Consider the following 12,226-nt stretch of genomic DNA (forward strand, 5'->3'; position numbering starts at 1 on the left):
GGTGACGCACTCGATTTCGACCAAGCTCGACGCCGGCCTGTTCGTGGACGCAACGCGTGCGGTCATCGGCGAGGTGGACCGCGTGAGCACGGGGGTGCAGTCCCCGTCCTGGATCCGGGCCGGCGCGTTGCTGCTCAAGGCCCCGGCCGTGTTCACGATCGGCACCGGCCGCAGCGGGCTCGCCCTGCAGATGGCCGCGATGCGGTTCATGCACCTCGGCCTGCCCACCCACGTCGTCGGTGAGGTGACCGCGCCGGCCATCGGCTCGGGCGATGTTCTCGTGGCGGCCTCGGGCTCGGGGAAGACGGCGCGCGTGGTGCGAGCCGCCCAGACCGCCCGTGACCAGGGCGCGGACGTGATCGCGCTGACCACGGCGCCGGAGTCGCCGCTGGCCGAGACCGCGACCGAGGTGCTCATCATCCCGGCCGCGGACAAGCAGGATTTCGACGGGAACGCCTCCGTGCAGTACGCCGGCAGCCTGTTCGAACAGTCCGTGCTGCTCACCACCGACGCACTGTTCCACACGTTGTGGAAGACCACCGGCAGCCAGGCCCGCGAACTCTGGCGGCTGCACGCGAATCTCGAGTGACCGGCGCCGCGATCTCACCGTCCTGATGCTTCAGCCGAAAAGAGGAGTCCCCGATGCAGGGTCAGAGTGAGGTCGAAGCGCGGGCCTGCGTTGACATCCACACGTTGGAGGGGGCGGCGCTGGCCGCCACGTCCCGCGCCGCGGTGGCCAGCTACGCCTGGGTGGGCCGGCACGACCAGAAAGGCGCCGACGCGGCCGCGACCACGGCCATGCGCGCGGCGCTGGCCGACGCACCCGGGCGCGGGACCGTCGTCATCGGGGAGGGCGAGAAGGACGACGCCCCCATGTTGTTCAACGGTGAGGTCGTGGGTAACGGTCACGGCCCGGATTTCGACATCGCCGTCGATCCGCTCGAGGGAACGTCGTTCTGCGCGAAGGACCTGCCCGGCGCGCTGGCCACGATCGCGTTCGGCGAACGGGGAACGCTGTGGTCGCCCGGGCCGGGGTTCTACATGGACAAGATCGTGGTGCCCGCCGCGGCGAAGGACGTCATCGATCTCGACGACCCCGCCGAGGTCACCTTGGCCAACGTCGCCAAGGCGCTCGGCAAGCAGGTCAGCGAGCTGCGCGTGGTCATCATGGACAAGCCGCGGCACAAGGACCTGATCGCCCGGGTGGTGCGGGCCGGCGCGGCCGTGCAGACGCCGGCGGGCGGCGACGTCGGGGGAAGCCTGGCGGTGCTCCTGCCGACGCTCGACGTCGACCTGCTCATCGGTGTCGGCGGCACGCCCGAAGGAGTGCTGACCGCCGCGGCCGTCCGGGCACTGGGCGGCGGGATGCTGGGGCGGCTGGCGCCGCAACGCACCGAGGAAGCCGACGCCATCCGTGCGGCGGGCATGTCCCTCGACCGCGTTTACGAGTGCTCCGAGCTCGTGGCCGGCGACGCGTTTTTCGTGGCCACCGGCGTGAACGGCGGGCCGCTGGTCGGGCGTCCGCGCAAGGGTGCCGGGACGACCGTCACGGAATCGCTCGTGATTTCCCGCGGCCAGGTTCGGCACGTGACACACACGACCTTCGAATGACCCCGTTTCGCGACAAGATCAAGGAGATACGGTGACGTTGCACTTGGACGACCTCGGCGTGCGCCGCCTCGGCGAGTGCCGTTACGACTCGCCGTTCTCCGAGATGCTCTCCACCAAGCAGACCTCCCCGCACTACGTCGCGGAAGGCGACCGGGTCCTGCTCGAGGACACCGTGTCCATGCTCGCCGAGCACAGCCTCCCGCCCGGCGAGGTGCCGAGTTTCGAAGCCGCCGGGCCGCGGCGGAAGATCTACTTCGACCCCGCACGCGTGACCGCCGGAGTCGTCACCTGTGGCGGGTTGTGCCCCGGGCTCAACAACGTCATCCGCGGTCTCGTGCAGGAACTCGCGGTGCACTACAAGGTCAAGCGGATCCTGGGGTTCCGCAACGGTCTGCAGGGCCTGACGGAACAACACCGCTACGACACCATCGAACTGACGCCCGAGCGCGTTCGCGACATCCACAACGCCGGCGGCACCATCCTGGGCAGCTCACGCGGCGGCCAGGACGCCGACGAAATGGTCGACAGCCTCGTCCTGCGCGGCGTCGACATCATGTTCGTCATCGGCGGCGACGGCGGGATGCGCGCGGCGACCTTCCTCGGCAAGGCGATCCGGGCGCGCGGTCTGGACATCGCCGTCATCGGCGTGCCGAAGACGATCGACAACGACCTGCCCTTCACCGACCAGTCGTTCGGGTTCCAGAGCGCGTTCGCTCGCGCCACCGACTTCATCTCCGCGGTGTCCGTCGAAGCCGCCGCCAGCCCCAACGGCGTCGGCATCGTGAAGCTGATGGGCCGGCACTCGGGGTTCATCGCCAGCTACGCCGCGCTGTCCGCCAACTCCGCGGACATCGTGTTGATCCCCGAGGTCCCCTTCGCCCTCGAGGGTGAAGACGGCTTGCTGGCCCACGTCGAGCAGCGCGTGAGAGCCAAGGGCTACGTCGTCATCGTCCTCGCCGAGGGCGCGGGCCAGGACCTCCTCGAACAACACGGCCTGCCCCAGCTCAACGGCACCGACGCCTCCGGGAACGTCAAACTCGGCAACATCGGGGAACTGCTCAAACAGCGCATCACCGCCCACCTCCAATCGGTCGGCCTTCCCCCCACGATGCGCTACATCGACCCGAGCTACGCGGTCCGCAGCATCGCCGCCAACGCCTACGACGCCGTCTACTGCCTGCGCCTCGCCCACGCCGCGGTCCACGCCGCCATGGCCGGCCACACCGAAGCCGCCGTCGCCCGCTGGCGACGCCGCTTCGTCCACGTCCCCCTGTCCCTCATGACCAGCCGCCGCAACCAAGTCGACCCCGACGGCGACCTGTGGATGTCGGTTCTGGAGACCACCTGCCAACCGGCGGAGTTCGGTTCGGCGCCGGATCGGGTACGGGTGCGTTCAGGGTTCTGCTGACGTTCCGGAACCGGGTTGTGGCAAGGGGAACGAGCGCTGAAACCTCAGGCTTGCACGGAGCCCGACGCCGACCACGTCGGGGACTCGACCGCGGAGTATTCCTCGCCCTGGCCGTCGAGGCGGCGCATGCGGCGGGAGGCGCGGTCGGTGAGGACGGTGGGGTCCAGGGGAGGCACGAAGGCGTTGTCCACCACCGTGTATTCGGCGGCGAGGCGGCCGATGGGGGCGATGGCGCCGAAGTCGATGCGGCCGTTGAGGTACAGGTCGTCGCGGACGTAGAAGTTGACGACTTCGCCCCAGACGACGTGGTGGAGGCCGTCGGGGGCGGAGAAGATCTGGTCCACTTTGCACTCCAGCGCGACGGGTGCGTCCTTGATGCGTGGGGGTTTCACGAGGGCCGAGGCGACCTTCTCGACGCCCACCGCGTCGAACTCGTCGACGTCGGGATCGAACTCCTTGGCGCTGCGGTGGAGGGCGAAGGCCTGGGGCAGCGTGGCCATGTTGGTGACGAACTCGCCGGTGTCGCGGATGTTGACGAAGCTGTCCTTGAGGGTGGCGCCGTCGGATTTCGGTTGCATGGACAGGGAAACCTTGGGTGGTTTGCGGCCGATGCAGGTGAAGAACGACACGGGCGCCAGGTTGCCGACGCCGGACGTCGACTCCGTGCTGATCCACGCGATGGGCCGCGGGATGACGCTGCCGATGAGGAGCTTGTACGCGGACTTCGCGTCCAGGCCGGCGGATTCGATGTTCATTCAGTCCCCCAACAGCGCGACGGCGCCGTACCAGACCGGGCCCGGGTTGAGGCGGTCCGGGTGCAGGCGCAGGATTTCGTCGTAGAACTCGCGGGCGGTCGGCCGCGTGTCGAGCAGGCGGATGACGTCGTGCAGGTAGGCGCGCGTCCGGTCGATGGTGAGCGGGTCGTCGGGCAGGGCCTCGTTCTTGTGGCCCGCGACGACGGCGCGCGGCTCCAGCGCGGCGATCCGGTCCAGCGCGCGGAGCCATTCCTGCAGGCCGCCGTCTCCGCCTTCGAGGATGTACTGGTGGATTCCGTTGTAGACGGTGTCGCCGGCGACGACGAGGCCGAGGTCCGGCACGTGCAGCACCGAGGTGGCGTCGGTGTCGGTGTGGCCGACGTCCACGGCGCGGACGACGTGGCCCTCCAGCAGAAAGCCGTCTTCGGGAATCGGGTGCGCCAGCACGGGTGACGGCGGGATGTGGCCGGGGAAGTCGAGGTCCCACATCTGCGCGCGGCCGTCGGTGGCCTGCTTGTGCATCACGTCGATGGTGCCGGGCGTCGCGTAGACCTGGGCGCCGGGGAACCGCTTGAGCAGCTCGGCGGTGCCGAACCAGTGGTCGCCGTGGCCGTGGGTGGCGAAGACGTGGGTCAGGCGCTTGCCGCTGCGGGCGACCCAGTCGGCGACCTCGCGGATCTGGAAGTCGAGGAACGGCGGATCCACGAGCACGGCGTCCTCGGCCCCGGTGATGAGCGTCGTGGAGACCGGCGAGGAGATGATCGGCTCGCCCGTCGGCAGCGTCTGGCCGCGTTCGCGTCTCGCGCCGGCGGTGACCAGGACGTCGTAGGACAGGGTGGTCATGGGGTTCGCCTCTCGACATATCCGTAGCTCAGTTAGCTCTGTCTAAACACAGTATGCATCCAGGTGAACACGACGGAAGGACGGAGTGACCGAGGTAACTGCTGACAGATATGACAGTGGTCAGCGAACTACAGCTCTGTCTTCGACCTCACGAGGTAACCCGCTTGACTACGTCGGCCACGGGCTGATCTGTCCACAAGGGACAATCAGTGTCGCGTGACCTCCGCCAGCTCGAACTCCATCAATCCGAGTGAGACGAACGGCAGCTGGGCCAGCTTGGCTTCCGCGTCTTCGCGTGAGGCGGCTTCGACGACGTTCACCACGCCCGGGCCGGGCTGCAGGAAGAAGACTTCCTGGATGAAGCCCTCGGCGCGCAGGCGGTCGAACACGCGGACCTCTTCGGGCATGTGGGCGGCGGTGTCTTCGGGACGGAGGATCCGGCCCGTCGCGAGGAAGTGCATGGGTTTCTCCTGGTCAGTGGTCGGACTTGCGCGCGCGGTGGTTCGCGACGTTGGCGCGGTTGCCGCACAGCTCGTACGAGTGCCAGCGGCGCGTGCGGCTGCGGGTGGTGTCGTAGAAGACCTTGGTGCACTCGTGGTTGGCGCAGATGCGCAGGCGGGACCAGGTGCCGTTCGCCACGAGTCCGGCGACGTGCAGCGTGATGCCGCCGACGACCGTGTCGCCGGTGATCTGGTGGGGGACGACCTTGCCGGGTGTTGAGAAGTCCTGCGTGAAGGCGGCGCCGGACGTGCGTTCGGTGAACATCATCCAGGCGGCCGGATCTTCGGTGGTCAGGAGCGTCATCAAGTTGCCCCGCAGGCCGCGGACGAGGTCCAGGCGCTGGGGCGGGATCGTGCCGGCGTCCTGGCCGAAGGGGGCCAGCAGGGTGTGGGCGAGGGCGGGGTCGTCGAGTTTGTCGGTGTGGATGGCGTAAGCGCGGGAGTTGAGCAGGTCCACGACCGCGGCCGCGGTGGCCGGGACGCTCGCCTCCGAGGCGGCAGTGGTGGTCATGGCGCCAGCGTACGTGAAAGGGTCTTTTATGAAAAGACCTTTACAGGTTCGCTGGAAAGCTGCTAGAACGGTAATCGTCAAAGTTCCGAAGACGATTACGGAACACCTTCACTGCAAGGGGAACTCCCATGAGTCAGCTCATCCTCACCGGCGTCGGCGAGGCCAACATCCGCATCGAGCGCGACGCCGATCTGACGCTCGGCGACGGCGACGTGCTGGTGACCCTCGAGGCCGCGCCCGTGAACCCGGCCGACTTCCTGCTCGCCAACGGCTGGTACGGCGTGCAGCCGCGGATCCCGAGCGTGCTCGGTTCGGAGGGCGTCGGCCGCGTGGTCAGCGTCGGCCCGAACGCGGACGCGGCGCTGGCCGGCAAGCGCGTGGTCATCCTGCCGACGTACGAGCAGGGCACCTGGGCCGACCAGGCTGTGGTGCCGGCGCGCAACGTGGTTGTCGTCCCCGACGACGCCGACGCGCGGCAGCTCGCGATGCTCGCCATCAACCCGGCGACGGCGTACCTGCTGCTCGGCCGCTACGTCGACCTCAAGCCGGGCGACTGGATCGGGCAGAACCTCGGCAACTCGGCCGTCGGGCAGGCCGTGATCGCGCTGGCCAAGCGAGCCGGCGTGAAGACGCTCAGCGTCGTGCGGCGCGAGGACGCCGCCCAGCAGTTGCGGGACCTCGGCGGCGACGTCGTGCTGGTCGACGGCGACGACCTCGGCGAGCGCATCGCCGGCGCGTTGGACGGTGGGCAGCTGAAGCTCGTGCTCGACGGCGCGGCCGACGCCACCGTCGGTGCACTGGCCGCGGCGCTCGAGTCCGGCGGCACGGTCGCCGCGTACTCGTCCGCGACGGGCACGGCGGCCCAGCTGCCGCTCGGCGACCTGATCTACCGCGAGCTGAACCTGCGCGGCTTCTGGCTGATCAACTGGATTCGCAGCGCGCCGCGGGAAGAGATCCAGCGCGTGTACAGCGAGCTGGCCGACCTCGTCGCGAAGGGTGTGCTGAGCGCGAACGTCGAGGCGACGTACCAGATCGAGGACTACCAGGCCGCGTTCGACCACGCCCGCAAGCCCGGCCGGGCGGGCAAGGTGCTGTTCACGTTCTGAGAGTGGTGCTTCGGATGTCGGGATCTCCTTGACATCCAGCAAGACGACCGGTCATATTTAATCCCGGTGCGGGCGCGGCCGACCTCCAGCGGCGGCGCCCGCACCCACCCTTCACGGAGAAGAAATGCCTACCTACCAGGCGTTCCAAGTCACCGGGACGCGCCAGTTCGAGCTGGTCGAGCGCGCTCTCGTCGAGCCGTTGCCGGGCCAGGTCCGGATCCGCGTCGAAGCGTGCGGCATCTGCCATTCCGACGTCGCGGCCGTCGAGGGGATGCGCGAAGACCCCTCGACGCCGATCGTGCCGGGCCACGAGGTCGTCGGCGTGATCGACGCGGTCGGGGCCGGGGTGCACGCGTGGCATGTCGGTGACCGCGTCGGCGTCGGGTTCCTCGGCGGCCACTGCGGCGAATGCGAGCGGTGCCGCCGTGGCGACTTCATCAACTGCACCGACCAGCCCTACACCGGGACCACAGTGGACGGTGGCTACGCCGAATACGCGTACGTGCGTGCCAGCGGCCTGGTGCGCGTGCCCGAAGGGATGGACGCGATCACCGCCGCGCCGCTGCTGTGCGCCGGACTGACCACGCTCACCGCGCTGCGCTTGGCGGGTGGGCGCCCGGGGGCTTTGGTTGCGGTGCAAGGGATCGGCGGTCTGGGGCACCTCGCGGTGCAGCAGGCCAAACACCTCGGCTTCCGCGTCGCCGCCATCGCGCGCGGCACGGACAAGGCCGAGCTCGCGGCCGAACTGGGCGCCGACGTCTACCTCGACAGCACAGTCGAAGACCCCGGCACGGCCCTGCAGAAGCTGGGCGGCGCGGAAACGATCGTCGCGACGGCGGTCAGTGGCGCGTCGATGTCTCCGCTGGTCACAGGCCTCGCGCCGCAGGGCCGTCTCATGGTGGTCGGCGCCGCACCCGACCCGATGTCCGTGCAGACCATGGACCTGATCTTCGGCACCCGCACGATTGCCGGCAGCCTCACCGGCAGCGCGATCGACAACGAGGACAACCTCGCCTTCAGCCTCGCGCAGGGCATCCGGCCCTACACGGAGGTCCGCCCGTGGGCCGACGCTCCGAAGGCGTACGACCACATGATGACGGGCCACGCCCGGTTTCGGGTCGTGCTCGACCACGCTGCTTGACCGGCTGGTCGGGAAACCGCGGGGACGCCTGAGGTTCCCGACCAGCGGAACGCGCCGACGGAGTGACCGCACGGGCATGGCGTCGGCGAGTCCCACGACCGTGCCGGCTCAGCGGCCGGCCGGGGCATTCCGCGGACGCCCGGAATTTCCGGTCGGGGGAGTGACCTGCGTGGGTGTGGTGTCGGGGAGCACCAGACCGCGTTGCACAGCCCGCAGGCCGGAGAACCACGGGGACGCCTGGGGTTTCCCGGCCGGCGGCGTTTCAAGCCGTTGCGCGAGGCGCATCGGTGGTGGCCGTGACGTTGCCGCGGAGTGCCGTGGGCCGAGGTGCCCGCCTGCGGTGGTGCGCCAGAGGCTTCGCCGCTCGGGAGGTGCGGCCGACCCTCGACCATCACCGGCCCGCGAGCCCGGTTTCTCCGGCGGACTGCGACGAATCGCCGACTCACACCCCCGTTCGCACGAACTCGTGGCCCGACATGTCCTCCAGGGTCACCGCGGCGACTTCGGACGCGGGCATGCTGGCGGAGCCGTACAGCTCGGCCCCTTGACCCGTGGCCGACGCCGAGAACTGCCAGCCGCCCGTGAGCTGGCGGGTGCCGTCCTTGCCGAGGACGACCAGGCGGCACTGGGTGCCGTCCGGAAGGCCGCGGACGTGGGCTTCCACGCGGACCCAGCCGCGCGCCGGGGTGACGGCGGCGGAGAGGTGCATGGGGCCGGCGGAACCGGTGAGCATCAGCGGGTCGGGCCGTGGTGCGACGGCCAGGTCCGGGTCGGGGGCAGCGGCCGGGAGCAGGGGCGGCGCGGTGCCGGCGTGGCCGATCAGCGCGCCGAGGCCGAGCGCGGCGGCCGCCACGGCCACGGCAGCCGTGGCGGCCAGCGTTCTGCCGCGCCGGCGCGCGCCCGACGCTTCGGCGCGCACCTGCCGCAACGTGCGTTGCAGCAGGAGGTCCGCGTCGTCGGGTGGGCCGTCGAGGAGCAGTTCGGGCGGGATCGCCTCGAGGAACTCCTGCATCTCGCGCACTGATTCCACCTCCTTCCGGCAGTGCTCGCAGGTCAGCGCATGGGCGGGGTCGAGAGGGTCGTGGTTCACGCGGCACCCGCCGGCTGCGGGCCGCCGAACGATTCGCGCAGCAGGCGCAGGGCGCGGTGCGAGCGGGACTTCACCGTGCCCGCCGGGATGCCCAGCTGCGCCGCCGCCTCGGGCACCGTGTGGCCGCGCAGGTACACCTGCTCCAGCACCTCGCGGTGTTCGGGCGACAGGCCCTCGAGCGCCTCGCGCACCACGATCGAGTCGACCACCGCCGACGAGTGGTCGCGCGAGACCGGCACGGTCGTCGGCGATTCGGCGACCTCCGTCGGCCGGGCCGCGCGCGCCCGGACCTTGTCGACGACGAGGTTGCGCACCACCGTGAGCAGCCACGCCCGCACGGAACCCTTGCCGTTGACCAGGCTGTCCGGGTTGCGCCACGCGCGGACCAGCGCCTCCTGCACCACGTCCTCCGCGGCTGCGCGGTCGCCGAGCAGCCGCGTGGCGTAGGCGAGCATCGCCTTGCCGTGTTCGGCGAACAACGTCCGCACGAGTGCCTCGTCGGCCACCTGCCGGCGGGCTCGCATCCCGGTCATCCGTCACCACCCTCTCGTCCGTTGCTCTGAAAACGGACGCCGACCTGGGGGCGGTTCACCGATCGCGAAGATTTCTACCCGTCGTCCGGCGAGCGCACCGGCTTCACGTCCACCACGGGGGTGCCGTCGATCGCTTCGAGCTGCGAGACGAGCACCCGCAACCCGTCGACCTCGATGATCTCCACGCGGTGCAGCCCGATCGGGTTCGGCCGCGCGGGCGAGCGCGTGCTGAACACCCCGGCCATCGCGCGCGTCGGATCGCTGCGCGGGCGCACCGACAGCACCGAGCGGTCGGCCAGGTGGAGCCAGGTGAACACCAGCACCTGCTGACCGGCCTTCAGATCACGCAGGCCTTCGCCGACAGACGGAGAAAACACGAGCCACGCCGAAGGCGCGCCCTCATCAGGTTGTTTCGGCGCCCCGTCGAGGTCCTTCAGCGAGGATTCGACGTGGGCGATCGGCCGGAGCTCGAAGTGGGTCATGCCTCGGAAGCTACCGCCGCCGCCCGACGACAACCGGCCCCCAAGGCGAAATGGACCAAGGTTGTCCACAACACCGGAACGGCTGTGGACAACCTTGGGAACCCGGTGGTGACGGGGGATGAGCGCGCCACCGCCGGGGGGTCGAAACGGTCAGACGGCCGCCGGCTCGGCGGGGATTTCCTCGATCTGCTCAGGCGCCGGCCGCGTTTCCTCCACCGGACGACGCGCGGTGCGGTTCAGCAGCAGCCGCGTCACATCGGGGCGCGAGTAGTGCCCGACCGGGTCCGCGGCCGCCTTCGCCAGCGGGATCGCCGAAAGATCGATGTCCGCGTACAGAATTCCTTCCTCGTCCTCCGCCAGCGGCTCGGCGAGCGGGCTGCCGTCCGGGCCGAAGATGCGCGCGAACCCGCCGCCGCGCTGCAGCAGCTGCTCCTTCATCGGGGTGTCGCAGAACAGCTCCATCCCGGCGTCACCCACGAGCGCGCACGGAGCGATCACGAAACACTGGCCCTCCACCGCGTACATGCGCGAGGCCGACGTGTTCACCTCCGGCCCGAGCGCGTACGCCGCTCCCTTGTAGACGGAGAAGCTCGGCCACGAAGCCACGTGCACCTGCTCGTCCATGCCGTACATCGCGTACTTCGTGAGCGGCTGCAGGTGCTCCCAGCAGCACAGCGCGCCGACGCGGCCGATGCCGGCGACGTCGTGCACCACCAGGTCGGAGCCGTCGCCCTCGCCGTACACGGTGCGCTCCACGTGCGTCGGCTTCAGCTTGCGACGTGCGCCCACGAGCTCACCTTCGGCGGAGATCGTGGCCTGCCCCATGTACAGGCTGCCGCCCGACTGCTCGGAAAAGCCCATCACCACGTTGATCCCGTGCTGCTTCGCGCCGTCGAGCAGGCGCTGGAAGCGCGGGCTGTCGAGGCTGACGGAGTTCTCGTGGTACCGGCCGACGAACTGCATGCCCCACGCGGGCGAGTCGAGCCACAACCACCACGGGTACCCCGGGACGAAGGTCTCCGGGAAGGTGATCAGGCCGGCGCCGTTGCGCGCGGCCTCGGCCATGAGTGCGATCGACTTGTCGATGGTCGCGTCGGCGTCCAGCCACACCGGCTCCGCCTGCACGGCCGCTGCCTTGAAAGAGCCCGAGTAGGTGATCACGCGCTGTCCTTCCCTTGGTTGGGCTGTTCGGCCGAAGGTAGGAGCACCCGAACCCAGTGGCTTGCCTCACAGTGCACCGGGGGTTGACGCAGAGCGCACGGCTGGTGTGTCGCGCCCGGATCGGCGCATACTTGCTGCTCAGGTGGTGGTGCGATGAGCATGGTGCTGACAACCGACACGCAGCCGGAGGCCGAACGCGTGGCCTTCTGGCACGAGGTCGTGTGCCGTTCGTTCGTGCCGCTGACCGTCGCCACGCCTGACGCCGAAGCGTTTTCCGGCTCCGTCGCCAACGACCGGCTCGGCCGCCTCCAGCTCTCCACCGTGCACGCCGCCGCGCAGCGCGTCCGCCGCACTCCGCGGCTCGTGGCCGAGGCCGGCGACGAGTTCGTGCTCCTCGGGTTGCAGACGCTCGGCCCCGGCGTGGTCACGCAGGACGGCCGCCGCGCCGTGATCCGCCCCGGCGACCTGGTCTTCTACGACGCCGCGCGCCCGTACGAGCTGTGGTTCCCCGGCGAGTTCGAGATGAAGGTCTTCATGGTGCCGCGCCGCTTCCTCGGCGTCGCCGACGCGGACCTGCACCGCGTCACGGCCACCACGCTCCGGCCCGACGCCGGCGTGCCCGCGCTCGCCTCGCCGTTCCTGGCGCGCCTCACCGCGGCCGAAGGCGCCGTGGGCGAACGGCTGGCCGCCTCGGCGTTGAACCTGCTCGAATCGCTGGTCCTCGACGGCACCGAGACGCCCGAGCCGACGCTGCTGCTGCGGATCCGCACGTTCATCGCCGACCACCTCGGCGAGCCCGACCTGTCGCCGGCGACGATCGCGGCCGCGCACCGGATTTCCGTGCGCTACCTGCACAAGCTCTTCTCGGCCGAAGGCGTGTCCGTCGTGCGCTGGATCCAGCAGCAGCGGCTGGCCGAATCGCGCCGCGACCTGGGCCGGACCAGCGCGACAGTCGCGGCGATCGCCCACCGCTGGGGCTTCTCCGACGCGGCGCACTTCAGCCGTTCGTTCAAGGCGGCCTACGGGGTTTCGCCACGGGAGTGGCGGATCGCTTCCGCTCCCGGCCCGGGCGGCGCAGACTGAGC

Annotated in this window: 14 protein-coding genes; 6 read left to right on the plus strand and 8 right to left on the minus strand. The window is 70.1% G+C overall.

Features of this window, described 5'->3' with window-relative positions:
• The first annotated feature begins 1 nt into the window (after window position 1).
• The 3 genes from hxlB to AB0878_RS07250 are packed head-to-tail and all read left to right on the plus strand — an operon-like array spanning window position 2 to window position 3,019.
• Window positions 2-589 (plus strand): 6-phospho-3-hexuloisomerase, encoded by a 588-nt coding sequence (gene hxlB / locus AB0878_RS07240; RefSeq protein ID WP_366577382.1) that lies wholly within the window; start codon window positions 2-4, stop codon window positions 587-589.
• Between the two features lie 53 nt (window positions 590-642).
• Window positions 643-1,611 carry a class II fructose-bisphosphatase gene (gene glpX, locus AB0878_RS07245; protein WP_366577384.1) on the plus strand — a complete coding sequence of 323 codons (969 nt, stop codon included), beginning with the start codon at window positions 643-645 and terminating at the stop codon, window positions 1,609-1,611.
• Between the two features lie 31 nt (window positions 1,612-1,642).
• Window positions 1,643-3,019 carry an ATP-dependent 6-phosphofructokinase gene (locus AB0878_RS07250; RefSeq protein WP_366577385.1) on the plus strand — a complete coding sequence of 459 codons (1,377 nt, stop codon included), beginning with the start codon at window positions 1,643-1,645 and terminating at the stop codon, window positions 3,017-3,019.
• Window positions 3,020-3,063: 44 nt separating this feature from the next.
• On the opposite strand, the gene AB0878_RS07255 is transcribed toward AB0878_RS07250, so the two are convergent.
• The 4 genes from AB0878_RS07255 to AB0878_RS07270 form a co-directional block, all read right to left on the minus strand.
• Window positions 3,064-3,774, minus strand: a complete 711-nt coding sequence (locus tag AB0878_RS07255; protein ID WP_366577387.1) for a flavin reductase family protein — start codon at window positions 3,772-3,774, stop codon at window positions 3,064-3,066.
• Window positions 3,775-4,617: an MBL fold metallo-hydrolase gene (locus AB0878_RS07260; protein ID WP_366577389.1), complete on the minus strand. Its 843-nt coding sequence runs from the start codon at window positions 4,615-4,617 to the stop codon at window positions 3,775-3,777.
• Window positions 4,618-4,823: 206 nt separating this feature from the next.
• Window positions 4,824-5,078, minus strand: coding sequence for a hypothetical protein (locus AB0878_RS07265; protein ID WP_366577391.1), 255 nt, complete (start codon window positions 5,076-5,078; stop codon window positions 4,824-4,826).
• Between the two features lie 13 nt (window positions 5,079-5,091).
• Window positions 5,092-5,628 (minus strand): CGNR zinc finger domain-containing protein, encoded by a 537-nt coding sequence (locus AB0878_RS07270; RefSeq protein WP_366577393.1) that lies wholly within the window; start codon window positions 5,626-5,628, stop codon window positions 5,092-5,094.
• A 128-nt stretch (window positions 5,629-5,756) separates the two neighbouring features.
• Between AB0878_RS07270 and AB0878_RS07275 the strand changes: the two genes are divergently transcribed.
• Together AB0878_RS07275 and AB0878_RS07280 are read left to right on the plus strand one after the other, a co-directional pair.
• A complete protein-coding gene (locus AB0878_RS07275; RefSeq protein ID WP_366577395.1) occupies window positions 5,757-6,734 on the plus strand; it encodes a zinc-dependent alcohol dehydrogenase family protein in 978 nt (325 codons plus the stop codon).
• A 124-nt stretch (window positions 6,735-6,858) separates the two neighbouring features.
• Window positions 6,859-7,875, plus strand: coding sequence for an alcohol dehydrogenase catalytic domain-containing protein (locus AB0878_RS07280; protein ID WP_366577397.1), 1,017 nt, complete (start codon window positions 6,859-6,861; stop codon window positions 7,873-7,875).
• A gap of 442 nt (window positions 7,876-8,317) precedes the next feature.
• On the opposite strand, the gene AB0878_RS07285 is transcribed toward AB0878_RS07280, so the two are convergent.
• The 4 genes from AB0878_RS07285 to AB0878_RS07300 all read right to left on the minus strand — a co-directional run bounded on the left by AB0878_RS07285 (window position 8,318) and on the right by AB0878_RS07300 (window position 11,141).
• The gene (locus tag AB0878_RS07285) at window positions 8,318-8,896 is read right to left on the minus strand and encodes a hypothetical protein (RefSeq protein ID WP_366577399.1); all 579 of its coding nucleotides are present in this window, start codon (window positions 8,894-8,896) and stop codon (window positions 8,318-8,320) included.
• 65 nt (window positions 8,897-8,961) lie between these two features.
• Window positions 8,962-9,498: a sigma-70 family RNA polymerase sigma factor gene (locus AB0878_RS07290; protein ID WP_366577401.1), complete on the minus strand. Its 537-nt coding sequence runs from the start codon at window positions 9,496-9,498 to the stop codon at window positions 8,962-8,964.
• Between the two features lie 74 nt (window positions 9,499-9,572).
• Window positions 9,573-9,980, minus strand: a complete 408-nt coding sequence (tsaA, locus tag AB0878_RS07295) for a tRNA (N6-threonylcarbamoyladenosine(37)-N6)-methyltransferase TrmO (RefSeq protein WP_366577403.1) — start codon at window positions 9,978-9,980, stop codon at window positions 9,573-9,575.
• A gap of 150 nt (window positions 9,981-10,130) precedes the next feature.
• Complete coding sequence (locus AB0878_RS07300; protein ID WP_366577405.1) at window positions 10,131-11,141, minus strand: carbon-nitrogen hydrolase family protein; 1,011 nt, start codon at window positions 11,139-11,141, stop codon at window positions 10,131-10,133.
• A 153-nt stretch (window positions 11,142-11,294) separates the two neighbouring features.
• Here AB0878_RS07300 and AB0878_RS07305 point away from each other — a divergent pair, with 153 nt between their 5' ends.
• Complete coding sequence (locus tag AB0878_RS07305; RefSeq protein WP_366577407.1) at window positions 11,295-12,224, plus strand: helix-turn-helix domain-containing protein; 930 nt, start codon at window positions 11,295-11,297, stop codon at window positions 12,222-12,224.
• Window positions 12,225-12,226 lie beyond the last annotated feature (2 nt).

It is taken from the genome of Amycolatopsis sp. NPDC047767 (genome assembly GCF_040704195.1).
Lineage (GTDB): Bacteria > Actinomycetota > Actinomycetes > Mycobacteriales > Pseudonocardiaceae > Amycolatopsis.

Excerpts from the sequence above, each read along its gene's own strand:
- glpX (WP_366577384.1), top strand. The coding sequence starts at position 643 with ATGCAGGGTCAGAGTGAGGTCGAAGCGCGGGCCTGCGTTGACATCCAC.
- AB0878_RS07255 (WP_366577387.1), bottom strand. The coding sequence starts at position 3,774 with ATGAACATCGAATCCGCCGGCCTGGACGCGAAGTCCGCGTACAAGCTC.
- AB0878_RS07260 (WP_366577389.1), bottom strand. The coding sequence starts at position 4,617 with ATGACCACCCTGTCCTACGACGTCCTGGTCACCGCCGGCGCGAGACGC.
- AB0878_RS07265 (WP_366577391.1), bottom strand. The coding sequence starts at position 5,078 with ATGCACTTCCTCGCGACGGGCCGGATCCTCCGTCCCGAAGACACCGCC.
- AB0878_RS07270 (WP_366577393.1), bottom strand. The coding sequence starts at position 5,628 with ATGACCACCACTGCCGCCTCGGAGGCGAGCGTCCCGGCCACCGCGGCC.
- AB0878_RS07275 (WP_366577395.1), top strand. The coding sequence starts at position 5,757 with ATGAGTCAGCTCATCCTCACCGGCGTCGGCGAGGCCAACATCCGCATC.
- AB0878_RS07280 (WP_366577397.1), top strand. The coding sequence starts at position 6,859 with ATGCCTACCTACCAGGCGTTCCAAGTCACCGGGACGCGCCAGTTCGAG.
- AB0878_RS07290 (WP_366577401.1), bottom strand. The coding sequence starts at position 9,498 with ATGACCGGGATGCGAGCCCGCCGGCAGGTGGCCGACGAGGCACTCGTG.
- tsaA (WP_366577403.1), bottom strand. The coding sequence starts at position 9,980 with ATGACCCACTTCGAGCTCCGGCCGATCGCCCACGTCGAATCCTCGCTG.
- AB0878_RS07305 (WP_366577407.1), top strand. The coding sequence starts at position 11,295 with ATGAGCATGGTGCTGACAACCGACACGCAGCCGGAGGCCGAACGCGTG.